General features: G+C 53.5%; 26 protein-coding genes. 8 read left to right on the top strand and 18 right to left on the bottom strand.

The annotated features are described in order from the left end of the window. Window positions 1–40: 40 nt before the first annotated feature. The 6 genes from nuoF to lrhA all read right to left on the bottom strand — a co-directional run bounded on the left by nuoF (window position 41) and on the right by lrhA (window position 6,469). The gene (nuoF, locus tag ACMGG3_RS11595; protein WP_014170996.1) at window positions 41–1,378 is read right to left on the bottom strand and encodes an NADH-quinone oxidoreductase subunit NuoF; all 1,338 of its coding nucleotides are present in this window, start codon (window positions 1,376–1,378) and stop codon (window positions 41–43) included. Continuing rightward, window positions 1,375–1,875 (bottom strand): NADH-quinone oxidoreductase subunit NuoE, encoded by a 501-nt coding sequence (gene nuoE / locus ACMGG3_RS11600; RefSeq protein WP_014170998.1) that lies wholly within the window; start codon window positions 1,873–1,875, stop codon window positions 1,375–1,377. The genes nuoF and nuoE overlap by 4 nt, the downstream gene beginning before the upstream one ends. Before the next feature lie 2 nt (window positions 1,876–1,877). Continuing rightward, window positions 1,878–3,680 (bottom strand): NADH-quinone oxidoreductase subunit C/D, encoded by a 1,803-nt coding sequence (gene nuoC / locus ACMGG3_RS11605; protein ID WP_014170999.1) that lies wholly within the window; start codon window positions 3,678–3,680, stop codon window positions 1,878–1,880. An 89-nt stretch (window positions 3,681–3,769) separates the two neighbouring features. After that, on the bottom strand, window positions 3,770–4,444 hold the full coding sequence (nuoB, locus tag ACMGG3_RS11610; protein WP_003861482.1) for an NADH-quinone oxidoreductase subunit NuoB: 675 nt from the start codon (window positions 4,442–4,444) through the stop codon (window positions 3,770–3,772). 15 nt (window positions 4,445–4,459) lie between these two features. Continuing rightward, complete coding sequence (nuoA, locus tag ACMGG3_RS11615) at window positions 4,460–4,900, bottom strand: NADH-quinone oxidoreductase subunit NuoA (protein ID WP_014171000.1); 441 nt, start codon at window positions 4,898–4,900, stop codon at window positions 4,460–4,462. Window positions 4,901–5,530: 630 nt separating this feature from the next. Then, complete coding sequence (gene lrhA / locus ACMGG3_RS11620) at window positions 5,531–6,469, bottom strand: transcriptional regulator LrhA (protein WP_414149194.1); 939 nt, start codon at window positions 6,467–6,469, stop codon at window positions 5,531–5,533. Between the two features lie 941 nt (window positions 6,470–7,410). Here lrhA and alaA point away from each other — a divergent pair. After that, window positions 7,411–8,625 (top strand): alanine transaminase AlaA, encoded by a 1,215-nt coding sequence (alaA, locus tag ACMGG3_RS11625; RefSeq protein ID WP_014171002.1) that lies wholly within the window; start codon window positions 7,411–7,413, stop codon window positions 8,623–8,625. Between the two features lie 93 nt (window positions 8,626–8,718). Beyond that, window positions 8,719–9,318 carry a 5'-deoxynucleotidase gene (gene yfbR / locus ACMGG3_RS11630; RefSeq protein WP_371005734.1) on the top strand — a complete coding sequence of 200 codons (600 nt, stop codon included), beginning with the start codon at window positions 8,719–8,721 and terminating at the stop codon, window positions 9,316–9,318. A gap of 40 nt (window positions 9,319–9,358) precedes the next feature. On the opposite strand, the gene ACMGG3_RS11635 is transcribed toward yfbR, so the two are convergent. From ACMGG3_RS11635 to yfbV, 4 genes are all read right to left on the bottom strand, one after another. Next, a complete protein-coding gene (locus tag ACMGG3_RS11635; protein ID WP_063214715.1) occupies window positions 9,359–11,191 on the bottom strand; it encodes an SLC13 family permease in 1,833 nt (610 codons plus the stop codon). A gap of 75 nt (window positions 11,192–11,266) precedes the next feature. Next, window positions 11,267–11,926, bottom strand: coding sequence for a sugar phosphatase (locus tag ACMGG3_RS11640; protein ID WP_047356572.1), 660 nt, complete (start codon window positions 11,924–11,926; stop codon window positions 11,267–11,269). Window positions 11,927–11,937: 11 nt separating this feature from the next. Further along, the gene (locus tag ACMGG3_RS11645; protein WP_020883140.1) at window positions 11,938–12,432 is read right to left on the bottom strand and encodes a YfbU family protein; all 495 of its coding nucleotides are present in this window, start codon (window positions 12,430–12,432) and stop codon (window positions 11,938–11,940) included. Window positions 12,433–12,524: 92 nt separating this feature from the next. Continuing rightward, window positions 12,525–12,980 carry a terminus macrodomain insulation protein YfbV gene (gene yfbV / locus ACMGG3_RS11650; RefSeq protein ID WP_008502875.1) on the bottom strand — a complete coding sequence of 152 codons (456 nt, stop codon included), beginning with the start codon at window positions 12,978–12,980 and terminating at the stop codon, window positions 12,525–12,527. Window positions 12,981–13,317: 337 nt separating this feature from the next. Between yfbV and ackA the strand changes: the two genes are divergently transcribed. Then, a complete protein-coding gene (gene ackA / locus ACMGG3_RS11655; protein WP_014171008.1) occupies window positions 13,318–14,520 on the top strand; it encodes an acetate kinase in 1,203 nt (400 codons plus the stop codon). A gap of 76 nt (window positions 14,521–14,596) precedes the next feature. After that, window positions 14,597–16,738 carry a phosphate acetyltransferase gene (pta, locus tag ACMGG3_RS11660; RefSeq protein ID WP_014171009.1) on the top strand — a complete coding sequence of 714 codons (2,142 nt, stop codon included), beginning with the start codon at window positions 14,597–14,599 and terminating at the stop codon, window positions 16,736–16,738. 44 nt (window positions 16,739–16,782) lie between these two features. Here pta and ACMGG3_RS11665 read toward each other — a convergent pair whose 3' ends face one another. The 5 genes from ACMGG3_RS11665 to ACMGG3_RS11685 all read right to left on the bottom strand — a co-directional run bounded on the left by ACMGG3_RS11665 (window position 16,783) and on the right by ACMGG3_RS11685 (window position 20,764). Beyond that, the gene (locus ACMGG3_RS11665) at window positions 16,783–17,736 is read right to left on the bottom strand and encodes a transketolase family protein (RefSeq protein ID WP_025203581.1); all 954 of its coding nucleotides are present in this window, start codon (window positions 17,734–17,736) and stop codon (window positions 16,783–16,785) included. Next, window positions 17,729–18,559, bottom strand: coding sequence for a transketolase (locus ACMGG3_RS11670; protein ID WP_014171011.1), 831 nt, complete (start codon window positions 18,557–18,559; stop codon window positions 17,729–17,731). Before ACMGG3_RS11670 ends, ACMGG3_RS11665 begins: the two co-directional genes overlap by 8 nt. Then, window positions 18,556–19,947, bottom strand: a complete 1,392-nt coding sequence (locus ACMGG3_RS11675) for a PTS ascorbate transporter subunit IIC (protein ID WP_020883137.1) — start codon at window positions 19,945–19,947, stop codon at window positions 18,556–18,558. The genes ACMGG3_RS11670 and ACMGG3_RS11675 overlap by 4 nt, the downstream gene beginning before the upstream one ends. A gap of 21 nt (window positions 19,948–19,968) precedes the next feature. Next, window positions 19,969–20,241: a PTS sugar transporter subunit IIB gene (locus ACMGG3_RS11680; protein WP_414149195.1), complete on the bottom strand. Its 273-nt coding sequence runs from the start codon at window positions 20,239–20,241 to the stop codon at window positions 19,969–19,971. A 79-nt stretch (window positions 20,242–20,320) separates the two neighbouring features. Then, entirely contained in the window at window positions 20,321–20,764 is a 444-nt protein-coding gene (locus ACMGG3_RS11685) for a PTS sugar transporter subunit IIA (RefSeq protein WP_050737136.1), read from the bottom strand. 238 nt (window positions 20,765–21,002) lie between these two features. Between ACMGG3_RS11685 and ACMGG3_RS11690 the strand changes: the two genes are divergently transcribed. Then, window positions 21,003–22,022, top strand: a complete 1,020-nt coding sequence (locus ACMGG3_RS11690; protein ID WP_148576163.1) for a LacI family DNA-binding transcriptional regulator — start codon at window positions 21,003–21,005, stop codon at window positions 22,020–22,022. Window positions 22,023–22,025: 3 nt separating this feature from the next. Here ACMGG3_RS11690 and yfcD read toward each other — a convergent pair whose 3' ends face one another. From yfcD to yfcF, 3 genes are read right to left on the bottom strand one after another with little or no spacing between them, the layout of a single operon-like run. Next, window positions 22,026–22,580 carry an NUDIX hydrolase YfcD gene (gene yfcD, locus ACMGG3_RS11695; protein WP_014171016.1) on the bottom strand — a complete coding sequence of 185 codons (555 nt, stop codon included), beginning with the start codon at window positions 22,578–22,580 and terminating at the stop codon, window positions 22,026–22,028. Window positions 22,581–22,635: 55 nt separating this feature from the next. Then, entirely contained in the window at window positions 22,636–23,187 is a 552-nt protein-coding gene (gene yfcE, locus ACMGG3_RS11700; RefSeq protein WP_014171017.1) for a phosphodiesterase, read from the bottom strand. Window positions 23,188–23,241: 54 nt separating this feature from the next. After that, the gene (yfcF, locus tag ACMGG3_RS11705) at window positions 23,242–23,886 is read right to left on the bottom strand and encodes a glutathione transferase (protein ID WP_020883133.1); all 645 of its coding nucleotides are present in this window, start codon (window positions 23,884–23,886) and stop codon (window positions 23,242–23,244) included. A 140-nt stretch (window positions 23,887–24,026) separates the two neighbouring features. On the opposite strand from yfcF, the gene yfcG reads away from it, so the two are divergent. The 3 genes from yfcG to ACMGG3_RS11720 all read left to right on the top strand — a co-directional run bounded on the left by yfcG (window position 24,027) and on the right by ACMGG3_RS11720 (window position 26,006). After that, on the top strand, window positions 24,027–24,656 hold the full coding sequence (yfcG, locus tag ACMGG3_RS11710) for a GSH-dependent disulfide bond oxidoreductase (protein ID WP_020883132.1): 630 nt from the start codon (window positions 24,027–24,029) through the stop codon (window positions 24,654–24,656). 74 nt (window positions 24,657–24,730) lie between these two features. Next, a complete protein-coding gene (gene folX, locus ACMGG3_RS11715) occupies window positions 24,731–25,099 on the top strand; it encodes a dihydroneopterin triphosphate 2'-epimerase (protein ID WP_020883131.1) in 369 nt (122 codons plus the stop codon). A 13-nt stretch (window positions 25,100–25,112) separates the two neighbouring features. Then, window positions 25,113–26,006 carry a TIGR01777 family oxidoreductase gene (locus ACMGG3_RS11720; protein ID WP_014171021.1) on the top strand — a complete coding sequence of 298 codons (894 nt, stop codon included), beginning with the start codon at window positions 25,113–25,115 and terminating at the stop codon, window positions 26,004–26,006. The last annotated feature ends 5 nt before the right edge of the window (window positions 26,007–26,011 follow it).

The following is a 26,011-nucleotide window of genomic DNA, read 5'->3' on the forward strand; positions in this document are numbered from 1 at the left end:
GTTGGCTCAGTCGTAACTGAGCGTTAATCAAAATTCTGTTTTACCAGCGCGCTTTCAGCAGGTTCGGCTGAATCCCATTGATTGCATGGGTATTGCTGAACGGCTGCTTGATGCCTGCTTCGAATTCGTCGCGGAAATATTTAATCGCGCTCTGCAGTGGCTCAACGGCGCCTGGTGCGTGGGCACAGAAGGTTTTCCCTGGACCCAGGAATCGACACAGTTGCTCAAGTGTCTCGATATCGCCAGGCTGGCCTTCGCCACGTTCGATAGCACGCAGGATCTTCACGCTCCACGGCAGACCATCACGGCACGGTGTACACCAGCCGCAGGACTCGCGGGCAAAGAACTCTTCGAGGTTACGCACCAGCGATACCATGCCGATCTCGTGGTCGACGGCCATCGCCAGCGCCGTACCCAGACGGCTGCCTGCTTTACCAATGCTTTCGAATTCCATTGGCAGATCAAGATGGGCCTCGGTCAGGAAGTCGGTCCCTGCACCGCCTGGCTGCCAGGCTTTGAATTTCAGGCCATCACGCATGCCGCCAGCGTAGTCTTCAAGAATTTCACGTGCGGTGGTGCCAAACGGCAGTTCCCAGACGCCAGGGTTCTTCACGCGACCGGAGAAGCCCATCAGCTTGGTACCGGCATCTTTACTGTTCGAGATGCCCTGATACCACTCCACGCCATTGGCGAGGATTGCCGGGACGTTACACAGGGTTTCGACGTTGTTTACACAGGTCGGTTTACCCCAGACGCCAGAACTTGCCGGGAACGGTGGCTTGGAACGTGGGTTCGCACGGCGGCCTTCCAGGGAGTTAATCAGTGCGGTCTCTTCACCACAGATATAACGCCCTGCCCCGGTGTGCACGAACAGCTCGAAGTCAAAACCGGTGCCAAGGATGTTTTTACCCAGCAGGCCCGCTTCAGTGGCTTCGGCAATCGCGCGACGCAGGTTTTCAGCCGCTTCGATGTATTCACCGCGCAGGAAGATGTAACCCCGGTACGCTTTCAGCGCGAACGCGGAGATCAGCATGCCTTCCACCAGCAGGTGCGGCAGCTGTTCCATCAGCAGGCGGTCTTTATAGGTGCCCGGCTCCATTTCATCAGCGTTACACAGCAGGTAACGGATGTTCATGGATTCGTCTTTTGGCATCAGGCTCCACTTCAGACCGGTGGAAAAGCCTGCGCCGCCGCGCCCTTTCAGGCCAGCGTCTTTGACCGCACTGACGATGTCGTCCGGCGCCATGCCGCCCAGGGCTTTACGCGCACCGGCATAGCCGTTTTTGCTCTGGTATTCGTCGAGCCATACCGGCTGTTTGTCATCACGCAGACGCCAGGTCAGTGGATGAGTTTCAGCAGTACGAATTACAGTTTTCATTTGTACTGCTCCAGCAGGTCAGGAATGGCTTCCGGCGTCAGATAACTGTGAGTATCCTCATCAATCATCATGGTCGGCCCCTTGTCGCAGTTCCCCAGGCAGCAGGTTGGCAGCAGCGTAAAGCGGCCATCGAACGTGGTCTGGCCTGGCTTGATATTGAGCTTTTTCTCAATTGCTGCCTGAATGCCCTGATAACCGGTAATGTGACAGACCACGCTGTCACAGTAGCGGATCACATGGCGACCCACCGGCTGACGGAAGATCTGGCTGTAGAACGTGGCTACGCCTTCTACGTCACTTGCCGGAATGCCCAGCACTTTTGCGATCTCATAGATCGCCCCATCCGGCACCCAACCACGCTGTTTCTGTACGATTTTCAGCGCTTCAATGGACGCCGCACGCGGGTCTTCGTAGTGGTGCATCTCGTGCTCAATGGCGGCACGTTCTGCTTCACTCAGCTCAAAAGCCTCGGTTTGTGGTTGTTGATTCTCGTGCATAATTAGCGGTCCACATCTGACATAACAAAATCGATACTACCCAGATACACAATCAGGTCGGAGACCAGACTGCCGCGGATGGCGGACGGGATCTGCTGCAGGTGCGCAAAGCTTGGTGTACGCACGCGGGTACGGTAGCTCATGGTGCTGCCGTCACTGGTCAGGTAGTAACTGTTAATACCCTTGGTCGCTTCAATCATCTGGAAGGATTCTTGCGCCGGCATGACCGGACCCCAGGAAACCTGCAGGAAGTGGGTGATCAGGGTTTCGATATGTTGCAGCGTGCGCTCTTTCGGCGGCGGCGTCGTCAGCGGGTGATCCGCCTTGAACGGGCCTTCCGGCATGTTGTTGAGGCACTGCTCAAGGATGCGCAGACTCTGGCGCAACTCTTCAACTTTCAGCATCACGCGGGTGTAGCAGTCGGAAACACCGCCGCCAACCGGGACTTCGAAGTCGAAGTTTTCATAGCCAGAGTAAGGACGGGCTTTACGCACGTCGAAATCAATACCGGTTGCGCGCAGACCCGCACCTGTCGTACCCCACTCCAGCGCTTCTTTCGCACCGTAGGCTGCAACGCCCTGGGAACGGCCTTTCAGGATGGTGTTACGCAGTGCGGCTTTCTCGTAAGAAGCCAGACGTTTTGGCATCCAGTCGAGGAATTCACGCAGCAGACGTTCCCAGCCGCGCGGCAGATCGTGTGCCACACCGCCGATACGGAACCAGGCCGGGTGCATACGGAAACCGGTGATGGCTTCTACCAGATCGTAAATTTTCTGACGATCGGTAAAGGCAAAGAAGACCGGGGTCATCGCGCCAACGTCCTGAATGAACGTGGAGATATACAGCAGGTGGCTGTTGATACGGAACAGTTCGGAGAGCATCACGCGGATGACGTTAACGCGATCCGGTACGGTGATACCTGCCAGTTTCTCAACGGCCAGCACGTAAGGCATTTCGTTTACGCAACCGCCGAGGTACTCGATACGGTCGGTATACGGAATGTAGCTGTGCCAGGACTGACGCTCGCCCATCTTCTCAGCACCACGGTGGTGGTAACCGATGTCCGGTACGCAGTCGACAATCTCTTCGCCATCAAGCTGAAGAATAATACGGAAAGCACCGTGCGCAGAGGGGTGGTTTGGACCGAGGTTGAGGAACATGAAGTCCTCGTTTTCCGTCCCGCGTTTCATGCCCCAGTCTTCCGGCTTGAAGGTCAGCGCTTCCATCTCCAGATCCTGCTTGGCTTTCGTCAGCTCAAACGGGTCGAATTCAGTCGCACGTGCCGGATAGTCTTTACGCAGCGGGTGGCCGGTCCACGTCTGCGGCATCATGATGCGCGTCAGATGCGGGTGGCCGTCGAAGGTCATCCCGAACATTTCCCAGGTTTCACGCTCATACCAGTTAGCGTTCGGGAAAAGTTTAGTGATCGTCGGCAGATGCATGTCGTTTTCAGACAATGCCACCTTGAGCATGATATCCGTATTACGGTCTATTGAGATCAGGTGGTAGAAAACGGAAAAATCCGCAGCAGGGAGACCCTGGCGGTGCGTACGCAGACGTTCATCCATGCCGTGTAAATCAAACAGCATGACGTAAGGTTTTGGCAATTTCTTGAGGAAATCGACCACTTCCAGTAATTGCTCACGCTTCACCCAAACAACGGGTACCCCGGTGCGGGTCGCCTGAACAGTAAAGGCATCCGGCCCAAAACGGTTGCGCAGTTCGCCAATGACAGGGTCATCCAGATGATCCCGTGTTTGCCAGGCGGCTTCTTGCGCGGTTAAGTCGGTCATATTGTTCACCATTGCAAATGGTCCGTGGTGACTGTAGGGCGTGGCTTCGCGCTATTTGAGTAGTGATATGCGAAGGTTTACTCCATGCCCACAGGCGCAAATTAAATTTCGTCAGGCGTACGCAGATTGGTTACTGCAATACGTTCGCCGCGTTTACGCTCGCGCTCAGACTGCATGTTGGCGCGGTAAACACCCTGATCGCCAACCACCCAGGAGAGCGGACGACGTTCTTTACCGATAGACTCCTGCAGCAGCATCAGCGCCTGCATGTAAGCTTCCGGACGCGGCGGACAACCCGGGATGTAAACATCCACTGGAATAAACTTATCTACGCCCTGTACGACGGAATAAATGTCGTACATACCGCCAGAGTTTGCACATGCGCCCATGGAAATAACCCATTTTGGCTCCAGCATCTGGTCATACAGACGCTGAATAACAGGTGCCATCTTGGTAAAGCATGTACCTGCCACCACCATCAGGTCAGCCTGACGTGGGGAAGCACGCAGTACCTCTGCCCCAAAACGCGCAACGTCATGCACCGCAGTGAATGACGTCACCATTTCAACGTAGCAGCAAGAAAGGCCAAAGTTGTAAGGCCAGATGGAGTTCTTACGACCCCAGTTGACCATATCGTGCATGGCATGCTCGAGTTTGCCCATGTACACGCTTTTATTGACTTCTTGCTCCAGGGGGTCGGTTACGATCTCCTGTTTTTGCAGGGGGTAACGGTCATTCTCACCGTTAGGATCTATGCGGGTGAGCGTATAATCCATCTTATTGCCTCGCTGTTACTGCTGACGATTAGAGATACTGTTTTCCGGGTTGATGTGTTCACGACGTGAACGCGCAGGCGTCCAGTCAAGCGCGCCAATACGCACCAGATAAACCAGACCGGCCAGTAACACTAAAATGAAAATTGCGGCCTCGACAAAGCCCACCCAACCACTTTCGCGGATGGAAGTTGACCATGCGAAAAGGTAAAGCGCTTCCACGTCAAAGATGACGAAGAACATGGCTACCAGATAGAACTTGGCAGACAGGCGTAAGCGAGCGGAACCTACTGAATCAATACCTGATTCGAAAGGTGTGTTCTTGTGCCTTGCACGGGCGCGACCGCCCAGGAACCAGCCGCCGACTAACATCAGGCAGCACAGGCCAATGGCTACAATAAGAAAGATTGCGAATGCCCAGTGATGAGCGATGACTTCTGTGGATGTTGACATACTCATTGCTTACTCATCAAAAGTGATACCTACGACACTGCTCTTGCTGGCAGATGGGCATCACATCGATTCATGGGGAGGAACGAAAAACCTTACACTAACTGTCAGAAATGAGACGTAGACAGCAAAATGATGGGGTTTTTTACTCCTTTCTATAACCTTTTGTCAACTTTAACAAAGGTTTCTTCACATTAAATTACATCGAGCGATTCTCATTAACATTTGGTGCCCTTTAACCCTGGTGGGTACCTGAGTTTACGTCAAATGCATGTTGTTGAATCGTGTCCGTTTTGGAAGTAAAAAAAATAACCCTCCTATTTTGACAGGATTTGCCAACGATTCCTCCCCCCAAAGAGGAGTATTTTCTTGATCTGAGACACGCTTTTGTTAATTCACCCAAAAAACCAGCAACATATTTCCTGTTTTATTAACATCGAGGCGAGCTGGAGGGAGACTGAACGGGAAATGCACAACATTTGAACAAAAGCATTTATCTTACTGATAAATAGCGACTATCCTGAAAATCCACGCGGTGATCGCGGTTATTACTGCCAAAAAAAAGCCACTGCAGGCGAAAATCGCGTGAGTGGCTTTTTTTTACATTTACAAATTGTTACCAGAATTTTGAGCTGTCGATCACTCAAAGTCCCCTTCAACGATCAGGGAATCATCCCCCCCTTCGCAGGTAACATGTTCGAACTGCCATGGATTATGGTAGTTTTCCATCGCCTCGAACACGACTTTCGCCAGTTCGTTATTGCTGGACGTATTGTGGCAGAGCAGATACTCCGTATCAGGCAAAGCAGGAAGACCATCTGATTTACCCAGTACGCGCAGATCCGGGCTCATCATTTCGACCGGACGGGCCGTTACCCCAAGCCCCGCTTTCACGGCAGCACGTACCGCTGGCAATGTGGAAGCCACATAAGCCAGACGCCATGGAATATTGGCCTCATTGAGCGCCGCCAACACCATATCGCGGAACGGACTAGGATCATCCAGTAATACCAATGGAATTGGCTCACCTTTTTGCAGCACATATTCAGCTGCGCAATACCAATGCGTCGGAGACGTGCGCAACGTCAGGCAATTAAATTGCCCTGGACGGTGCGTGGTCACCACCAGATCGACCTTATTCTCATTTAGCATCTCAATCATAAAAGCATTTCGTTTTACGCTAACGTCCAGCGCAAGCTTCGGATAAACCGAACTAATTCGATTGAGAAGAAATGGCAATATTGTGTCTGCTGACTCATCAGACGCACCTAACGTTAGCACCCCTTGCAGGTTGCTATACATTAATGACATACATGCTTCGTCATTAAAGCGAAGTATTTTCCTGGCATAACCCAGAAGCTGAATACCGTGTTCCGTTAAGAGCTTATTACGCCCGTGACGGGCAAAGAGCTCTTTACCAACCAGTTGTTCCAGCCGTTGCATTTGCTGGCTAACGGCGGACTGGGTTCGGCAAACGGCGGCAGCAGCAGCTGCAAAAGTGTTGAGATCGGCGACCGCAACAAACGTTCTCAGCAGATCGAGGTCGAGATTCATTATCGGACGATTTGCATTTATCATATCTTTTCACTTTCAGGTTGCTCGTGCGGAGCTGCCCGGGTTGAAGCTGTGTGTGTAACAGTTAAGCAATTCCCTCTGAAGGTTTTCCCTCGCATCCCGGCCCGGCAGACTGCCTGACAGATAGTTATTGTGCTGTTTTAATATCAACAGTCAGAAAGCACGTTTCATGACGTTATTTTTATTCTCTTAAACGTTCAGGATATTTAGATGTTTGCAGGTTTATGTAAATTCCATTAAGGGTGATACACCCTTTCTGCCATCTTTCTCGCAGTGCTGTCAACGTAGCAGGAGATGTTTAACCCATTCCGGCCAGAGATAACTCTAACAATAACAATCAATTAATTCAGAAAACCTGTTCCACAAATACAAAACATATGTATCTGTGACCAGCGTTCCTGAAAGACATCTTAACCCAAATCCACTTTATTTATAAGTCTTATTGCAATATTGCGGATTTATGAGGGTTGTTAAGCTTCTCAACTAATTTTATTAAAATTAACTAAAGTTGCATTTTGTCGGTTAATAATAAATAAATTTTAATTTAGATTAAGGCCATTCATTAATAACACTTAACATTAATTTCACATGAGTAACTTTTAGCCAATGCACACTATTACAACGCCACGTAACGAAGCATTCAGGTTTTACGAAAGGTCACTCAGCGTAACTGCCACGCAGGTTGCGGATATTATTTATTTTTATCAGCACAATATACAAATTTTATATTCTTTAACAGCACAATAAACCTATTATTACACCATTAACCTTACTTTACGTCAGTTAAATTGTTCGTTGATAGCGAAAAAGATTCACACCATTTTCATTCACTACACAAAATCTTCTCCTGCCCGCCCTTCAAAACGAAGCGAGGGGGGAGTACATTATTCCGTGCTGACTTCCACGGCAGGGAGTGGCAACAATCGCGAAAAGGTTAAAGGTTCATGTCCCCTATCGAAAAATCCAGCAAGCTAGATAACGTCTGTTACGACATCCGTGGCCCGGTTCTGAAAGAGGCTAAACGCCTTGAAGAAGAAGGCAATAAGGTTCTGAAACTCAACATTGGTAACCCTGCGCCATTTGGTTTTGAAGCGCCGGATGAGATTCTGGTTGACGTGATCCGCAACCTGCCCACTGCGCAAGGCTATTGCGATTCAAAAGGACTTTACTCTGCACGAAAAGCCATCATGCAGCACTACCAGGCGCGCGATATGCGTGATGTTACCGTTGAAGATATCTATATCGGCAACGGCGTCTCTGAGCTGATCGTGCAGGCCATGCAGGCGCTGCTGAACAGCGGCGACGAAATGCTGGTTCCCGCGCCGGATTATCCGCTGTGGACGGCGGCCGTATCCCTGTCCAGCGGTAAAGCCGTGCACTATCTTTGCGATGAGTCCTCTGACTGGTTCCCGGATCTCGATGATATTCGCGCGAAAATTACCCCACGCACGCGCGGCATCGTCATTATTAACCCGAACAACCCAACGGGCGCGGTCTACTCAAAAGAGCTGCTGATGGAGATCGTGGAGATCGCCCGCCAGCACAACCTGATCATCTTTGCCGACGAAATTTACGACAAGATCCTGTATGACGCGGCGCAGCACCACTCTATCGCCGCACTGGCTCCGGACCTGCTGACCGTGACTTTTAATGGTCTCTCTAAAACCTACCGCGTGGCCGGTTTCCGTCAGGGCTGGATGGTCTTAAACGGCCCGAAAAAACATGCGAAAGGCTATATTGAAGGGCTGGAAATGCTCGCCTCTATGCGTTTATGTGCCAACGTGCCGGCGCAGCATGCTATCCAGACCGCACTCGGCGGCTATCAGAGCATCAGCGAGTTTATCGTGCCGGGCGGGCGTTTATATGAGCAGCGTAACCGCGCGTGGGAGCTTATCAACGATATTCCAGGCGTCTCCTGCGTGAAGCCGAACGGCGCGCTCTACATGTTCCCGAAAATCGACGCGAAACGCTTTAATATTCATGACGACCAGAAGATGGTGCTCGATTTCCTGCTGCAGGAAAAAGTGCTGCTGGTTCAGGGTACCGCCTTTAACTGGCCGTGGCCGGATCACGTGCGTATCGTTACCCTGCCGCGTGAAGATGACCTCGAGATGGCCATCAGCCGCTTTGGACGTTTCCTCTCAGGTTACCACCAGTAATCTTAAAATCAGGCTACTCCGGTAGCCTGATTTGCATCTTGCCTCCCCTCCCCGCACAATGAAGTCTGTCGCAGTGAAGACAAAAGGTAACCTATGAGTCAGAGTCATTTCTTTGCCCACCTCTCCCGCCTAAAACTGATCAACCGCTGGCCGCTGATGCGCAATGTCCGCACCGAGAATGTGTCGGAGCACAGTCTGCAGGTTGCGATGGTCGCTCACGCTCTGGCTGCCATTAAAAACCGTAAATTCAACGGGGAGGTTAACGCTGAACGTATTGCCCTGCTGGCGATGTATCACGATGCCTCGGAAGTGCTGACCGGGGATTTACCGACACCCGTGAAATATTTCAACTCGCAGATAGCCCAGGAATATAAGGCCATTGAGAAGATTGCTCAGCAGAAACTGATCGACATGGTGCCGGACGAGCTGCGCGATATTTTTGAGCCGCTGATTGATGAGCATCAGTACACGGAAGAGGAAAAATTGCTGGTTAAGCAGGCGGATGCGCTATGCGCTTACCTGAAATGTCTGGAAGAGCTGTCCGCGGGGAATAACGAATTTCTGCTGGCGAAAACGCGTCTGGAAAAAACGCTGGAATCACGCCGCAGCGAAGAGATGGATTATTTCATGCAGGTGTTTGTGCCGAGCTTCCATTTGTCGCTGGACGAGATCAGTCAGGACTCCCCTCTCTGACGGTATGCCGGGTCGCGACATCGCCACCCGGCATCAGGGTTTAAAACGGGAACAGCACGGGGATCAGTATCACGCACACCATCATCACCAGCACGGTGAAGGGCACGCCTATCTTCACAAAATCACTGAATTTGTAATTTCCCGGGCCAAGCACTAGCGTATTGACCGGTGACGAGACCGGAGTCATAAACGCTGCAGATGCCGCCATAGCGACGATCATGGCAAACGGGTACGGCGAAACCCCCATTGATTTCGCCATCGCCAGTGCAATGGGTGCCATCAGGACGGCCGTGGCCGTATTGGAGATAAACAGGCCTATCGTGGCGCACATGATAAACAGGCAGACCAGCATCATGTAAGGCCCGTATCCACCGCCTGCGTCCATGAGTCCCTTGACGATCAAATCCACCCCACCGGTTTTTTGTAACGCCAGGGCAAAAGGCATCATTCCGACAATCAGAATGATGCTCGGCCAGTGAATGGCTTTGTAGGCGCTTTCGGCATCAATACAGCGGAATTTCCCCATCAGAAGACAGGCGATAATGGCCGCAATGGGGTTTGGAATTTCGTCAGTCAGCATCAGTGCGACCATCAACACCAGGCAAAAAATCGCATGCGGTGCCTGGCTGTGCGCCGGAGAAGCATCGCTCTCTTCAACCGGCATATTAAGTACCACAAAGTCGCGGCCTTTCTGCCCGAGCTGACCGATCAGTTTCCAGTTGCCGACGACCAGGAAGATATCACCGAGCAGGATAGGCTCATCCACTACCGCCCCTTCCATCGCCACGCCATCACGCTTTAAGCCCACCACGTTTAGCCCATAGCGGGTCCTGAAGCCGATTTCGCGCACGGTTTTACCCAGTAATTCTGATTCCGGGATCAGCGACACTTCGGCCATGCCGACATCCAGCGCCTGGTCTGAAAAATACTCCCCACGTAGCACCATGGGTTCCAGCAACTGTTCACTGCAAAACTCGCGCAAATCGACATCGGCGGTGGACATATCAATCAGCAAAACGTCGCGTGCACGGAATTCCGACACCCCGTTGACGTTAACAATCACCCGCCGAAAACGACGCCAGCGCTCTACGCCGATCACGTTCGCGCCATAGCGCTCGCGCAGCTTCAGGTCGTCAAGACGCTGGCCAATGAGGGGCGAGCCGGGGCGGATAGCCAGACGGCGCGCCCGCCCGGTCAGACGGTACTCTTTGATCAGATCGCGGAAAGTCCGTCGTTTCCAGCCGTCTTTGCTTTTATCCTGTTTTTCCCCCTTCAGGGCAAAACGAGTTAACAGCATGTAGACCACACCCAGCACCAGAATCACCAGTCCAAGTGGGGTCACGCTGAAAAAGCTAAAGCCTTCAAACCCTTCGCGGATAAGCTCACTGTTGACGACCAGGTTCGGCGGGGTCGCCACCAGCGTCATCATCCCGCTAATAAGCCCGGCAAAGCTCAGAGGCATCATCAGGCGCGACGGCGAGGTTTGCATCCGCATGGAGACGCTCAGCACCACCGGGATAAAGATGGCGACGACGCCCGTGGAGCTCATAAACGCCCCCAGCCCGGCAACCGTCAGCATCAGGTAGATCAACATTTTGGTTTCGCTGTTGCCGGCCACCTTGACCAGCCACGACCCCATAATGGTCGCCACGCCAGTGCGCACCAGCCCGTCGCCAATAATAAATAGGGCGGCAATCAGGATAACGTTGGGATCACTAAATCCGGAGAAAGCCTCCGGCAGCGTGAGCGTACCGCTCAGCACAAAGGCAACGATGACAAACAAGGCGATGGCATCCATGCGCACCTTGCCTGAGGCAAAGAGAAGGATGGCGATTAAAAGCAGGCTCAGGACCCAAATCAGTTCACCGTTCACAACATATCCTTGTCAGTGGAGGAGACAAAATTTTGCCATAAAAAAGCCCCAACAATGTGGGGCTATATCATGGGATTACATTTTAAGCGAGACGGTTACAACTCCGTCCGGTGCCTTCGCAACGTTAATGGCCGTCAGCGTGTTAAGCACCAGATCCGCCTCGTTCAGGCGGGGTGAACCCGCCGGAACATTAACGGCGATGACGTGGCTTCCGGCGTTCAACCCCGCCAGTACGCCTGCTGCCGCATCCTCCACCACCACACAATCGGCTGGTGCCAGGCCAAGCAGTTCGGCACCGAGCAAAAAGGCATCCGGTTCAGGCTTGCCGCGCTTCACGCGCTCTGCCGTGATAAACACTTCGGGCGTCGGTAACCCTGCGGCCTTGTGGCGGGCATGGGCAACGGGCACCGAGCCGGAGGTGACGATCGCCCACGGGATTTGTGCTTCGTTCAGATGTTCAAGCAGTTCACGCGCCCCCGGCAGCGCTGTGATGCCATCCGTGTCGGTGGCTTCAATGTGCTCAAGATAGCTGAACTCCGCCTGAATCTCTTCCTCAGAACGTCCTGCTAAGAAGTGCCGCAATGAGGTTATGGCCTGTTTGCCATGGATAAAATTCAGTACTTCCTGATGGTCAATGCCATGTCTGTCCGCCCAATGGCACCATGAACGCTCCACAACCGGCAGCGAATCCACCAGCGTACCGTCCAAATCAAACAGAAAACCTCTACACTGCACAAGCACCTCCATCAGGCATTAATAATTTGTTGAATCTCATTGTTACTTAAATGGTACTGGCGCGGGCAGGCGTGCCAGACGCTCAGCATGCGCTGATATTTTTCCCACATTGGGGTCTGCGCATTGAAGCCGTGTGTGCCCGCGTCAAAATGGGTATAGCGCCCTTCCGTGTTCACCATAAAACGCACATAGCTCAGATAACGCGCTTCCGTTGCGGCATCAAAGCCCAGGAAGGTGACGCGACGTTCGTCAATGGACTGCTGATCTTTGAGATTGGTCCAGGAAACATGCAGGGCGTGATACATCTCCATAATGTCGATCACGGTGCGGCAGGTTTCTTCTTTCATCTCACCAAATTCGCGGTCCAGTTCACGCATCTGCAAACCAAAGCCACGTTCGACGATTGTCTGCAGGCGGCTGTAGCGCTCAGCGTTATCGGGATCAAGCATAGTCATCATTTTGTACTGGTTGGACAAAATCAGACGTTGAGCATGGGTCATTTCCATCTTTCGACTCCTGTAGCGCATTGCACTGTAAAAAAAAGACACGGTAACGGTGAGTTACTGTGCCTTCTTTTATTCGTCGTTTCGATGATCAATCACAAGTCATCGAGGAATGTTTTGTCGAGTTGCTTAAAAGCGCGCTTGAGCGTGTCAGCCAGCGCCTGGTAATCGGGCTTGCCTTCGACCGGGGCAAGCGCCTGCCCGGCTTCCTCCAGTTTCCCGCGAACTTCATAAAACCAGTGTAAAATAGAAGGCGGGAGTGGCGTGATAGAACGTTTACCTAACCACCACAGACCCTGCATCGGCAGACTTAACGCGAAAAGTGCCGTCGCAACGGCCGGGCCAAGCTGCCCGCCCAGCGCGATTTGCCAGCAGAGCGTAAAGATGGCGACAGGTGGCATAAAGCGAATCGCATAGCGCGTGGCGCGGATCGTGCGATTCTCAATAAACATGGGCGCAAGGCGCTTTTCCATTGGCCACGTCTTTGCGTAATGCTGTCCCCGACGAAACAGACTGAAAAAATTCACGGACGGGTTCTCTGGTGTCGACATGGCTGTACCTCAACTTCACATATAAAAATTAAAATTTTCGTGCAAAACCACAACAGGCTATGACAACGTTCAAAATATTTTGTCATCAGCACCCCGTATCGGGTATTCTGTGCCAGCCTGATAGGCCCTTAGACGAGAACCATTAACTCGTCAAATTATCGCATATTATGCCATTGGCTGAAAAATGTTCAAAATGGCATAAAATCATATGTATTTCTTCCATCATGCCACAATGTTCGTTTGGCATGATGTTAATCATAAATGTCTGAGTCATTATGCGTTACGCTTTTAGACTCCCTGACGTTTTTTTAGCCACGTATCAATAATAGGTACTTCCATGTCGAGTAAGTTAGTACTGGTTCTGAACTGCGGTAGCTCCTCACTGAAATTCGCCATCATCGATGCGCTCAACGGTGACGAATACCTCTCTGGTTTGGCCGAATGTTTCCATCTGCCTGAAGCACGTATCAAGTGGAAGATGGACGGCAGCAAACAGGAAGCGGCTTTAGGTGCAGGCGCCGCTCACAGTGAAGCGCTGAACTTTATCGTTAACACTATTCTGGCACAAAAACCAGAACTGTCTGCTCAGCTGACTGCGATTGGTCACCGTATCGTCCACGGCGGCGAAAAATACACCCGTTCCGTCGTTATCGACGAAACGGTTATCCAGGGCATTAAAGACTCGGCCTCTTTCGCACCGCTGCACAACCCAGCTCACCTGATCGGTATCGCTGAAGCGCTGAAATCCTTCCCGCAGCTGAAAGACAAAAACGTGGCTGTGTTCGACACTGCGTTCCACCAGACCATGCCGGAAGAATCTTACCTCTATGCCCTGCCGTACAGCCTGTACAAAGAGCACGGCGTTCGTCGCTACGGCGCGCACGGCACCAGCCACTTCTATGTGACTCAGGAAGCCGCTAAAGTGCTGAACAAGCCGGTTGAAGAAGTTAACATCATCACCTGCCACCTGGGCAACGGTGGTTCTGTTTCTGCCATCCGCAACGGTAAATGTGTTGATACATCCATGGGTCTGACCCCGCTGGAAGGTCTGGTGATGGGTACCCGTTCCGGTGACATCGACCCGGCGATCATCTTCCACCTGCACGACACCCTGGGCATGAGCGTTGATCAGATCAACAAAATGCTGACCAAAGAGTCTGGCCTGCTGGGTCTGACCGAAGTCACCAGCGACTGCCGTTATGTTGAAGACAACTACGCAGAAAAAGCAGACGCTAAACGTGCAATGGACGTTTACTGCCACCGTCTGGCGAAGTACATCGGCTCTTACACTGCGCTGATGGACGGTCGTCTGGACGCGGTTATCTTCACCGGTGGTATCGGTGAGAACGCGGCAATGGTTCGTGAACTGTCCCTGGGTAAACTGGGCGTTCTGGGCTTCGAAGTTGACCACGAGCGTAACCTGGCTGCCCGCTTCGGCAAGTCTGGCTTCATCAACAAAGAAGGTACCCGTCCGGCTATCGTTATCCCAACTAACGAAGAGCTGGTCATCGCGCAAGACGCGCACCGCCTGACTGCCTGATTCCACACCGCCAGCAATGCTGGCGGTGCTGTTTTGTAGCCCGCCCCCTGTCGGCGGTAACGAAAGAGGATAAACCGTGTCCCGTACTATTATGCTGATCCCTACCGGAACCAGCGTCGGTCTGACCAGCGTCAGCCTTGGCGTTATCCGTGCTATGGAACGCAAAGGCGTTCGTCTGAGCGTCTTTAAGCCTATCGCCCAGCCTCGTGCCGGTGGCGATGCACCAGACCAGACCACCACCATCGTGCGTAAGAACTCCAATCTGCCAGCGGCTGAACCGCTGAAGATGAGCCACGTTGAATCTCTGCTCTCCAGCAACCAGAAAGACGTGCTGATGGAAGAGATCATCGCCAACTACCACGCTAACACGCAAGATGCGGAAGTGGTGCTGGTTGAAGGCCTGGTCCCGACCCGCAAACACCAGTTCGCTCAGTCTCTGAACTTCGAAATCGCGAAAACGCTGAATGCGGAAATCGTGTTCGTCATGTCCCAGGGTACCGATAACCAGGAACAGCTGAAAGAGCGTATCGAACTGACCCGCAGCAGCTTTGGCGGCGCGAAAAATACCAACATCACCGGCGTTATCGTTAACAAACTGAACGCACCGGTTGATGAACAAGGTCGTACCCGTCCTGACCTGTCCGAAATCTTCGATGACTCTTCTAAAGCGAAAGTGGTTAAAGTTGATCCGGCTACCCTGCAGGATTCCAGCCCGCTGCCAGTACTGGGCGTGGTGCCATGGAGCTTCGACCTGATTGCTACCCGTGCAATCGACATGGCGCGTCACCTGAACGCTACCGTGATTAACGAAGGCGACATCAACACCCGCCGCGTGAAGTCTGTGACCTTCTGTGCGCGTAGCATTCCGCACATGCTGGAACACTTCCGCGCAGGCTCCCTGCTCGTGACCTCCGCTGACCGTCCTGACGTGCTGGTTGCTGCGTGCCTGGCCGCGATGAACGGTGTGGAAATCGGCGCCATTCTGCTGACCGGTGCTTACGAGATGGATCCACGCGTAAGCAAGCTGTGCGAACGTGCGTTCGCCACTGGCCTGCCAGTCTTTATGGTGAACACCAACACCTGGCAGACCTCTCTGAGCCTGCAGAGCTTCAACCTGGAAGTGCCGGTTGATGACCATGAGCGTATCGAGAAAGTGCAGGAATACGTTGCGGGCTACATCAACGCAGACTGGATTGAATCCCTGACGGCGACCTCCGAGCGCAGCCGTCGTCTGTCTCCTCCGGCCTTCCGTTACCAGCTGACCGAGCTGGCGCGTAAAGCGGGCAAACGTGTTGTTCTGCCAGAAGGCGACGAACCACGTACCGTTAAAGCGGCTGCCATCTGTGCAGAGCGCGGCATCGCGACCTGTGTGCTGCTGGGTAACCCGGATGAAATTAACCGCGTTGCTGCCTCTCAGGGCGTTGAGCTGGGTGCAGGCATTGAAATCGTCGACCCGGAAGTGGTTCGCGAAAGCTACGTTGCACGTCTGGTTGAACTGCGTAAGAGCAAGGGCATGACCGAAGCCGTAGCGCGTGAGCAGCTTGAAGACAACGTTGTGCTGGGCACGCTGATGCTGGAGCAGGACGAAGTTGACGGTCTGGTTTCCGGTGCGGTTCACACCACGGCGAACACCATCCGTCCACCGCTGCAGCTGATCAAAACGGCGCCAGGCAGTTCTCTGGTATCTTCCGTGTTCTTCATGCTGCTGCCTGAACAGGTTTACGTTTACGGTGACTGTGCGATCAACCCGGATCCAACTGCAGAGCAGCTGGCTGAGATTGCTATTCAGTCTGCCGATTCCGCGATTGCCTTCGGTATTGAACCTCGCGTGGCAATGCTCTCCTACTCCACCGGTACTTCTGGTGCAGGTAGCGATGTAGAGAAAGTCCGTGAAGCGACGCGTCTGGCGCAGGAAAAACGTCCTGACCTGATGATCGACGGTCCACTGCAGTATGATGCCGCGGTTATGGCTGACGTTGCGAAATCCAAAGCACCGAACTCACCGGTTGCGGGTCGCGCTACCGTGTTCATCTTCCCGGATCTGAACACCGGTAACACCACCTACAAAGCGGTACAGCGTTCTGCAGACCTGATCTCCATCGGGCCAATGCTGCAGGGTATGCGCAAACCTGTGAACGACCTGTCCCGTGGCGCGCTGGTTGACGATATCGTCTACACCATCGCTCTGACCGCGATCCAGTCTTCACAACAGCAGTAATACGTTACTGACTAAAAAGGCGACCCGAGGGTCGCCTTTTTTATTTACAACAACTCCCTCGCCGCCGACACAATGTCGTGTGCCGTCAGGCCATACTCCTTCTGCAGGAAGTCCTGTGTCCCCACCTGGCCGTAACGCTCCTTCACGCCCACCCGACGCATCGGCACCGGACAGGTTTCCACCAGCACTTCCGCCACTGCCGATCCCAGCCCGTTATGAATGCTGTGGTTTTCGCAGGTCACGATACGTCCGGTTTTCTCGGCGTAGTTTTTCACCAGCATCCGGTCAATCGGCTTAAGGGTAAACATGTCGATCACCGCGGCGCTGACGCCCTCCTGTTCGAGCTGACGCGCCGCTTCAAGCGCTTCCGCCACCATAATACCATTGGCAATCAGGGTGATGTCACTGCCTTCGCGCAGTACGTTGCCCTTGCCAAGCGTAAATGTCGAACCCGGCGCATACACGCTCGGAGCCTGCTTACGGATGGTACGCACCCAGTAGAAACCTTCGAGGTCAATAAGCTGGCGCAGTACATCTTCAAACATCACCGCATCCGTTACCTCCAGCACCACCGAATGGGCCAGCCCCCGCACGATGCCCATATCTTCAAACGACATATGCGTGCCGCCGTTATGACAGGCCGTCACGCCGGCATCTGAGGCAATGACCTTCACATTGTTACGCTGGTAGTCCAGGGACATAAACAGCTGGTCGAAACAGCGACGGCTGGCGAAGGCGGTAAAGGTATGCACGAACGGCTTGCGTCCGGTCAGCGACAGCCCCGCCGCCGTCCCCATAACGTTAGCTTCCATGATGCCGCAGTTAATCACATGCTGCGGATAATCACGTGCCACGCCATCCATCGCCATTGAGCTCATCAGATCCGCCTCGAGGGCGATAATGTCGCTCCCGGCTTCAATCTGCTGTGCCACAAACCCCGCGTAGACTTTACGCATCTCAACGGCGTCTTTCTGACCTGCAGGTGCAACCTTAATCATGTGAAGCCTCCAGTTGGCGAATCGTCTCGTTGAGGGCCGCCTTGCTCTCGGCGGTTAATCGCAGATGGTGCGAGTTACTCAGTTGCTCCAGATACGGCACGCCCTGCCCTTTGATACTGTCGAGGATCACCACCAGCGGGCGAGCATCCGCCGCCGGAACCAGCGATGTCACCTCCAGCAGTGCCGGAATGTCATCTCCTTTCACCGTCACCACGTCAAACCCGAAGGCACGGAATTTTCCTTCCAGATCGAACGCACAGATAATGTCGTCGAGTTCGCCATCAAGCTGCTGTTTGTTCCAGTCAACGAATACCGTCAGGTTATTCAGGCGATGGTGTGCAATAAACTGGAACGCTTCCCAGCACTGCCCTTCGTTCAGCTCGCCGTCGCCGACGATACAGAAAACCCGGTTGGGGCGTCCCGCCAGCTTATGCGACAGCGCCATTCCACCGGCGATGGAAATCCCCTGCCCCAGCGAGCCGGTGGTGGCATCCACGCCGCGCGTTTTTAGCCGGTCCGGATGGCTCGGCAGACGCGTACCGTTCTGGTTCAGCGTGCTCAGCTCTTCCATCGGGAAATAGCCTTTGATCGCCAGGGTGCTGTACAGCGCCGGACCAGCATGTCCTTTTGACAAGACAAAGTAGTCACGCTCTGGCCAGTCCGGGTCGGCCGGGTCAATTTTCATCACTGCGCCGTACAACACGGCCAGGGTTTCAACAACCGACATACTGCCGCCGTAGTGACCAAAGCCCAGCTGGGTCAGCATTTTCAGCGTTTCAAGGCGGATCTGACGCGCCAGATGGGTTATCTCATTCTCATTCATGATTTGGCTCCGGTGTTTTCCTGCGCGTTATCGCCCGCAGATTTGTTTTTAGCGAACACGTTGTACGCCACCAGCAGTGCGAACAACGCCACAACAAGGCCGGTGATGGCAAGCGGCGACAGGAAGCGCGCCAGGTTACCCAGCACGATCCCGACAGCGCCAAAGTCAGCGTCTGAGAACGTGGTATTGGCAAATCCAATTGCCCCCAGCACCGGCAGCAGCAGAACCGGCAGGAAGGTGATAAGCAGGCCGTTGGCAAACGCACCAATCATCGCTCCACGACGTCCCCCGGTGGCGTTACCAAACACGCCCGCGGTAGCGCCGGTGAAGAAGTGCGGCACCACACCAGGCAGAATCAGCACCCAGCTGAACTGCCCACAGATAAACAGACCCACCAGCCCGCCAAGGAAGCTGAACAGGAAGCCAATCAGCACCGCATTTGGCGCATACGGATAGACAACCGGGCAGTCCAGAGCCGGACGTGCATTCGGCACCAGTTTTTCAGAAAAGCCGGTAAAGGCCGGGACGATTTCCGCCAGAATCAGGCGCACACCCTGCAGGATGATGAACACCCCCGCGGCGAACGTGATGGCCATGATGATGGCATAGACCAGGTAGTTCTGACCGCCGCTAAAGGTCGCCTCAACGTAGTCACGCCCGGCGCTCACCGCCATGATCAGGTAGATGATCATCATGGTCAGCGAGATGGAGATAGAGCTGTCGCGCAGGAAGCTCAGGTTCTTCGGCAGGTTCATCTCTTCAGTCGAGCGAGAGCCTTTGCCGAACTTACTGCCAATCCAGCCGGAGAGAACATAGCCCAGGGTACCGAAGTGACCAAAAGCGATGTCATCGTTGCCGGTAATGCGCTTCATGTAACGCTGCGCCAGCGCCGGGAAGAAGGCCATCACCAGACCGAGGATCAGCGACCCGGTAAAGACCAGACCAACGCCCTCAAAGCCCGCCACGGTGAGGATGACCCCAATCATGCATGCCATGTAGAAGGTGTGATGCCCGGTCAGGAAGATATACTTCAGACGCGTAAAGCGGGCGACAATGATATTTGCCACCATACCGAATGCCATAATCAGTGCGGTAGAGGCACCGTATTTCTCTAGCGCAATAGAAACAATTGCCTCGTTATTGGGAATAATGCCCTGAATATTAAAGGCGTGTTCAAACATTCCGCCTAACGGATTTAATGACCCAACCAGCACCGTAGCCCCACCGCCAAGCACAATAAAACCGAGTATGGTTTTAATGGTCCCTTTCACAACATCAGAAAAAGATTTCTTTTGAGCGACCAGGCCAATTAAGGCTATTAAACCCACCAGCACCGAGGGTACTTTTAATATATCAACAACGAAATTCAGCGTTTCAAGGATAAACATATCCACCTCGCCTTATCAGGATTATTGTCTGTCGAACCAGGCGCGGAGCTGCGCTTCGAGTTCGTTGATATCAATGATGTTGTTGATCACCACCAGCTGGCTTTCCGGCACGCTGGCGCTGGCGGCAATGTCTTTCGCCATCACGAAAAGATCGGCGGTACCCGGCGTTGCCGAGGAGAGATCGGAGTGTTCAACGTCGGCGTCAATGGCCAGCTTCTTGAGCACCTTTTTAATATTCATTTCGACCATAAAACTACTGCCCAGGCCTGAACCGCAAATAGCCATAATTTTCATTGTTGTCCCCTTTTTTTGAGTAGAGCACGCCCCATCACGCTAAACGTAATGTTGTGATAAATCGGATGAGAGAATTAAATCAGAAGCGGTCAATAATCGTTTTAATATCCTCCAGGGTATTCGCCTGATGCAATTCAGCCATATCGTCGTCGCTGGAAAATAATTCAGCCAGGGCAGAGATCATGTCGATGTGACTGTGTTTATCCGGCGCCGCGAGCATAATAATAACATCCACGGGATCGAACTCACCGGCACCAAAAGAGACTCCCTTTTTCAGTTTTAATAATGAGAGGCCTAATCCTTTGGCCCCCTCTTCCGGCCGCGCATGCGGCATGGCCAGCCCTGGTGCCAGCACATAATAAGGTCCTAATGCATGATGCTGCTCAATGATGGCCGTCACGTATTCCGGGTCAATCACCTGCAGATCCAGCAACGGTTTCGCGCATATTTCCAGCGCCTGCGGCCAGCTTTCCACGCTCTCCTGCAGCGTGATGGTTGTATCATATATCCACTTTTTCAGCATTTCTCCGTCCCGCCACAATGCAAAAGATGAGCAAACTTTATTCAACACATCCCATATTGACTGCGATCGGGATCACAAAGATAGCGCTACCAATTGCTAACATTCAGAAGTGTGATAGCGCTATCAAATTGTAATCATGGTGTGAATTCACAGCAAAAAAAAGGATTTAAGGCGTATACTGCGTTTCACGTGAAACGAAGGATGATAATAAAAACGCGTCTGGTCAGCAGGAAGGTGTATGTCTCTAACCCGAAAACGGCGCAGTACCGGTAAAGTGACACTCGCCGATGTCGCACAGCTTGCCGGGGTGGGCACGATGACCGTGTCCCGTGCACTCCGCACGCCTGAACAGGTTTCCGATAAACTGCGAGAAAAAATAGAAGCCGCTGTACAGGAATTGGGTTACATGCCTAATCTCGCTGCCAGCGCGCTGGCCTCGGCATCGTCATGGACGATTGCGATGGTCGTTCCTAATCTCTCCGAATCCGGTTGCTCGGAGATGTTCGCCGGGCTTCAGCAGGTGCTGCAGCCTGCCGGATACCAGATCATGCTGGCCGAATCACAGCATCGACTCGAGCAGGAAGAAAAATTGCTGGAGACGCTGCTGGCGTCGAACATTGCCGCTGCGATTTTGCTCAGTGTTGAACACTCCGATACTGTCCGCCACTGGCTGAAAAACGCGTCCATTCCGGTCATGGAGATGGGGGCCATGCGCGCCGATCCTATTGATATGAATATCGGGATTGATAACGTCGCGGCGATGTACGAACTGACGGAGATGGTTATTAACCGCGGCTACCAGAATATTGGCCTGCTGTGCGCTAACCAGGAGCAGTGGATTTTCCAGCAGCATTTACAGGGCTGGTACAAAGCGATGCTTCGCCACCATATGTCACCAAACCGGGTGATTAACGCCGCCATGCCACCGAGTTTTTCCACGGGTGCGGCGCAACTGCCGGAGTTCCTGCTGGCATGGCCGGAGCTGGATGCACTGGTGTGCGTGTCGGATGAACTGGCCTGCGGGGCACTTTATGAATGCCAGCGTCGGCGTATAAAAGTACCGGACGATCTGGCCGTGGTGGGTTTTGGCGATAGCGACGTCAGCCGGGTCTGTCAGCCACCGCTGACGACCATGGCTGTGCCACATCGTAAGATTGGGATTGAAGCGGGACGCGCGTTACTGGAACGTCTGAATGATGGAGACTGGCGCGATCATAAACCTATCGCGTCCAGCCTGTGTCTGCGGGAGAGTTGTTGAGGCTTACTCCGCCTCTTCCTCTTTTTCCGCTTTCGTGGATTCGTTTTTAGCGTTGCGGGTCATCCACAGCGCCAGCGCTTTTAACGAATCCGGGGTGAACTCGTCGCAACGCGCGGTAATTTCTTCCGGCGTCATCCAGTTCACTTCGCTCACTTCTTCTTCCTGCAGGGCGAACGGGCCATGGGAAACGCAGCTAAACAGCCCGCCCCAGACACGGCAATGTTCGTCCTCGAAATAGAACTGACCATGCTCGGCAAACGGCACGCCGGCAATCCCTAACTCTTCTTCCGCTTCACGACGCGCGGAGTCCAGCAGAACTTCATCCGCCTGAACAACGCCGCCTGCAGTTGCATCCAGCATACCAGGGAGAAAATCTTTGGTGTCCGTGCGGCGCTGAACCAGAATTTTGCCCATCCCGTCATGCACAACGATGTATGTCGCACGGTGACGCAGACGCTCCGCGCGCATTTGTTCGCGGCTGGCCTGCGCGATCACTTCATTCTCTTCGTTGACAATGTCAACCCACTCTGTACTTGCCAAATGACTCTGCTCCACCATCGGGAAACCTTCTCGTCTAAGCGCTCTTTCGGCGCGTTTGCAGTTGAGGTGTAACTTACGGATTAATCGCTATTTGCGCAATAACTTGCTGATCATTAAGTGCGATTACGCTTAACGTATTCTCATCGAGCATGCCATAGCTTGCTGGATTTCCACCTTTCGGTATGCTGACCGAACCGGGGTTAAAGTGATACATCTCGCCGCGTTTTTCTGCCACCGGAATATGAGTATGACCGTAAACCAGGACATCGCCAGCCGCCAGTGCCGGGAGATTTTCCGGGCTAAAAAGATGACCATGGGTCAGGAACAGACGGCTATTTTCCATCAGCACCTGTTGCCAGGGGGCAGTGATGGGAAAATCCAGCAACATCTGGTCCACTTCACTGTCGCAGTTACCGCGAACGGCGATAATGCGCGAAGCATACTGGTTGAGTTTTTCCGCTACCTGCGCCGGTGCATAGCCTTCCGGCAGCGCATTGCGCGGACCATGATTTAACACATCCCCCAGAATCACCAGCCATTGCGCCCCGCTTTGAGCAAACAGAGAAAGAACACGCTCGGTCGCGGGCAGGGAACCATGGATATCAGACGCAAACATCAGTTTCATCAGTCACTCCCTGGAAATCAGACTGCCCTATCATACCTGAAGCGTCAGGCTATATCAGCCCGCCCGCTTAGCGGAGAGTGCCACATAGCGCTGCACTGAGGCGCGTTGCCACTGAAACGCGGCATAATCCACCAGCAGCTGAGGCACCTCATCCCCATTGAGGATCAGACGGTTCAGCATCAGCGCCAGATCGGTATCGGCAATACACCACTCGCCGAATAAATTCGGATTACCATGAGCCAGCAGAGAAGTCGCGGTATCGATCAGTTTTTGGGCACTGGCCGCACCGTCTTTACTCAGCGCCGGTTTTTTCACCCCGGCAAACACCACATCCGTGGAGCGTTCCACGCGAATCGGCACCAGATCGCTGCGCAGCCACGCCTGGATCTGACGTGCGCGGGCACGTTTTTGCAGATCGTGAGGGTAGATGCGCTCCCACTCAGGTGGTGCGAACCGCTCTTCCAGATACTCATCGATCGCCGACGATTCACTCAGCGCGAAGCCATCAATATCCAGCACCGGCACGCGACGGGTCAGGGCGTAGCCCTGCCACTGGGGTTTCAGATGTTCACCGCCGTCCAGATCCACCGTCTTTAGCGTAAATGACAGTCCTTTTTCGGCCAGCGCCACATACGCGCTCAGAACATAGGGAGAAAAGAAATCTGCATCGGACCATAACGTGATTACGGGCTGGTTCATAACATCCTCATCGGCTGATCGGTTTTCATTCAACATATAATCTCTTTGCCTCGCTGTCACTTGATGAAAACTCACGATTTACAACAACCACCTATACTCATTTTTCATGGCGTCACTATTTTCACTGACAGGAGTTGAGAATGATCGACCTTTATTATGCCCCTACCCCGAACGGCCATAAGATCACCCTCTTTCTTGAGGAAGCCGAACTGGATTACAGGATCATTCGCGTGGATATCAGCAAAGGCGATCAGTTCAGTCCTCTCTTTCTGGCTATATCGCCAAACAATAAAATCCCGGCCATTATTGATAACCATCCTGCCGATGGGGGCAAGCCGTTGAGCCTGTTTGAATCCGGAGAAATATTGCTCTATCTGGCAGAGAAGACAGGCAAATTGCTGAGCGGAGAGCTGCGCGAGCGTCACCACACGCTGCAGTGGCTTTTCTGGCAGACGAGCGGTCTGGGGCCGATGCTCGGACAAAACCACCATTTTACCGCCTACGCGCCGCAGCCGATTCCTTATGCTATCGAACGCTATCAGGTGGAAACCCAGCGGTTATACGGCGTTCTGAACCGTCGGCTGGAGAAAGCACCGTGGCTCGGCGGGGATCATTACAGCATCGCCGACATTGCCTGCTGGCCCTGGGTGAATACCCATGAAAAGCACCGCATTGACCTGGCGTCTTACCCGGCGGTGAACAACTGGTTTGAACGAATCCGCACGCGTCCGGCCACCGAACGCGCCATGCAAAAAATCCAGCAAATTTAAGCCGGTGGCTGGTGTGTGCCGGAGAGGCTCTCATGTATTATGTGAAGGAAATTCTGACACGGAGAAGACCTGCAATGTCACAGCATGACGCTATTATTCGTATAAAAAATTTACGCCTACGCACCTTCATCGGTATCAAAGAGGAAGAGATCGCCAACCGTCAGGATATCGTGATTAATGTGGTTATCCACTACCCGGCTGAGAAAGCGCGGGCCAGCGAAGATATTAATGATGCGCTGAACTACCGCACGATAACCAAAAAAATCATCCAGTACGTGGAAAACAACCGCTTCTCTTTACTGGAAAAATTAACTCAGGATGTGCTCGACATCGCACGCGATCATCACTGGGTCACTTATGCTGAAGTAGAGATTGATAAACTTCACGCCCTGCGTTACGCCGATTCCGTCTCGATGACGTTAAGCTGGCAACGCCAGGCGTAACCCTGGAGGTTGTATGAAGATTTTGCTGACCGGCGGTACCGGCCTGATTGGTCGCCATCTCATTGCGCGTCTGCAGGCGTTGCATCACGACATCACCGTGGTGACGCGCAGTCCAGAGAAAGCGCGCCAGGTGCTGGGCGCAGGTATCGACATCTGGAGAAATCTGGCCGAGCAGCAGAATCTGGACGGGTTTGACGCCGTCATCAACCTGGCAGGCGAACCGATCGCCGATAAGCGCTGGACGGAAGAACAAAAACAGCTCCTGTGCAGCAGCCGGTGGACCCTTACCGAGAAGCTGGTTGAGCTTATCCGCAACAGTCATACCCCGCCGTCGGTTCTCATTTCGGGTTCTGCCGTAGGGTATTACGGCGATCTCGGCGAGGTGGTGGTAACGGAAGAAGAGCCGCCGCACAACGAGTTCACCCATAAACTTTGCGCCCAGTGGGAGCGTATCGCCTGTGCTGCGCAAAGCGATCATACCCGCGTCTGCCTGCTACGCACCGGTGTGGTCCTTGCCCCGAAAGGCGGCATTCTGGCGAAGATGCTCCCCCCTTTCAGGCTCGGTCTTGGCGGGCCAATCGGCAATGGCCGTCAGTATCTGGCGTGGATCCATATCGACGATATGGTCAACGGTATTCTCTGGCTGCTGGATAACGATCTGCGCGGGCCGTTTAATATGGTTGCGCCCTACCCGGTACGAAATGAACAGTTTGCCCATGCTCTCGGACATGCCCTGCATCGCCCGGCGATTTTGCGCGTGCCTGCTACGGTGATCCGCCTGATGATGGGTGAAGCATCCGTGCTGGTGTTAGGCGGGCAACGGGCCCTGCCAAAACGGCTGGAAGCGGCCGGGTTTGCGTTCCGCTGGTATGACTTAGAAGAGGCGCTGGGGGATGTGGTGAGATAATGTTA

It is taken from the genome of Enterobacter sp. BNK-18 (assembly GCF_047456135.1).
Taxonomy (GTDB): Bacteria; Pseudomonadota; Gammaproteobacteria; order Enterobacterales; family Enterobacteriaceae; genus Enterobacter; species Enterobacter ludwigii.

What these genes read in the sequence shown, in the direction of transcription:
- nuoF (WP_014170996.1), bottom strand. Translation starts at nt 1,378, where the DNA reads ATGAAAACTGTAATTCGTACTGCTGAAACTCATCCACTGACCTGGCGT.
- nuoE (WP_014170998.1), bottom strand. Translation starts at nt 1,875, where the DNA reads ATGCACGAGAATCAACAACCACAAACCGAGGCTTTTGAGCTGAGTGAA.
- nuoC (WP_014170999.1), bottom strand. Translation starts at nt 3,680, where the DNA reads ATGGTGAACAATATGACCGACTTAACCGCGCAAGAAGCCGCCTGGCAA.
- nuoB (WP_003861482.1), bottom strand. Translation starts at nt 4,444, where the DNA reads ATGGATTATACGCTCACCCGCATAGATCCTAACGGTGAGAATGACCGT.
- nuoA (WP_014171000.1), bottom strand. Translation starts at nt 4,900, where the DNA reads ATGAGTATGTCAACATCCACAGAAGTCATCGCTCATCACTGGGCATTC.
- lrhA (WP_414149194.1), bottom strand. Translation starts at nt 6,469, where the DNA reads ATGATAAATGCAAATCGTCCGATAATGAATCTCGACCTCGATCTGCTG.
- alaA (WP_014171002.1), top strand. Translation starts at nt 7,411, where the DNA reads ATGTCCCCTATCGAAAAATCCAGCAAGCTAGATAACGTCTGTTACGAC.
- yfbR (WP_371005734.1), top strand. Translation starts at nt 8,719, where the DNA reads ATGAGTCAGAGTCATTTCTTTGCCCACCTCTCCCGCCTAAAACTGATC.
- ACMGG3_RS11645 (WP_020883140.1), bottom strand. Translation starts at nt 12,432, where the DNA reads ATGGAAATGACCCATGCTCAACGTCTGATTTTGTCCAACCAGTACAAA.
- yfbV (WP_008502875.1), bottom strand. Translation starts at nt 12,980, where the DNA reads ATGTCGACACCAGAGAACCCGTCCGTGAATTTTTTCAGTCTGTTTCGT.
- ackA (WP_014171008.1), top strand. Translation starts at nt 13,318, where the DNA reads ATGTCGAGTAAGTTAGTACTGGTTCTGAACTGCGGTAGCTCCTCACTG.
- ACMGG3_RS11665 (WP_025203581.1), bottom strand. Translation starts at nt 17,736, where the DNA reads ATGATTAAGGTTGCACCTGCAGGTCAGAAAGACGCCGTTGAGATGCGT.
- ACMGG3_RS11670 (WP_014171011.1), bottom strand. Translation starts at nt 18,559, where the DNA reads ATGAATGAGAATGAGATAACCCATCTGGCGCGTCAGATCCGCCTTGAA.
- ACMGG3_RS11675 (WP_020883137.1), bottom strand. Translation starts at nt 19,947, where the DNA reads ATGTTTATCCTTGAAACGCTGAATTTCGTTGTTGATATATTAAAAGTA.
- ACMGG3_RS11680 (WP_414149195.1), bottom strand. Translation starts at nt 20,241, where the DNA reads ATGAAAATTATGGCTATTTGCGGTTCAGGCCTGGGCAGTAGTTTTATG.
- ACMGG3_RS11685 (WP_050737136.1), bottom strand. Translation starts at nt 20,764, where the DNA reads ATGCTGAAAAAGTGGATATATGATACAACCATCACGCTGCAGGAGAGC.
- ACMGG3_RS11690 (WP_148576163.1), top strand. Translation starts at nt 21,003, where the DNA reads ATGTCTCTAACCCGAAAACGGCGCAGTACCGGTAAAGTGACACTCGCC.
- yfcD (WP_014171016.1), bottom strand. Translation starts at nt 22,580, where the DNA reads ATGGTGGAGCAGAGTCATTTGGCAAGTACAGAGTGGGTTGACATTGTC.
- yfcE (WP_014171017.1), bottom strand. Translation starts at nt 23,187, where the DNA reads ATGAAACTGATGTTTGCGTCTGATATCCATGGTTCCCTGCCCGCGACC.
- yfcF (WP_020883133.1), bottom strand. Translation starts at nt 23,886, where the DNA reads ATGAACCAGCCCGTAATCACGTTATGGTCCGATGCAGATTTCTTTTCT.
- yfcG (WP_020883132.1), top strand. Translation starts at nt 24,027, where the DNA reads ATGATCGACCTTTATTATGCCCCTACCCCGAACGGCCATAAGATCACC.
- folX (WP_020883131.1), top strand. Translation starts at nt 24,731, where the DNA reads ATGTCACAGCATGACGCTATTATTCGTATAAAAAATTTACGCCTACGC.
- ACMGG3_RS11720 (WP_014171021.1), top strand. Translation starts at nt 25,113, where the DNA reads ATGAAGATTTTGCTGACCGGCGGTACCGGCCTGATTGGTCGCCATCTC.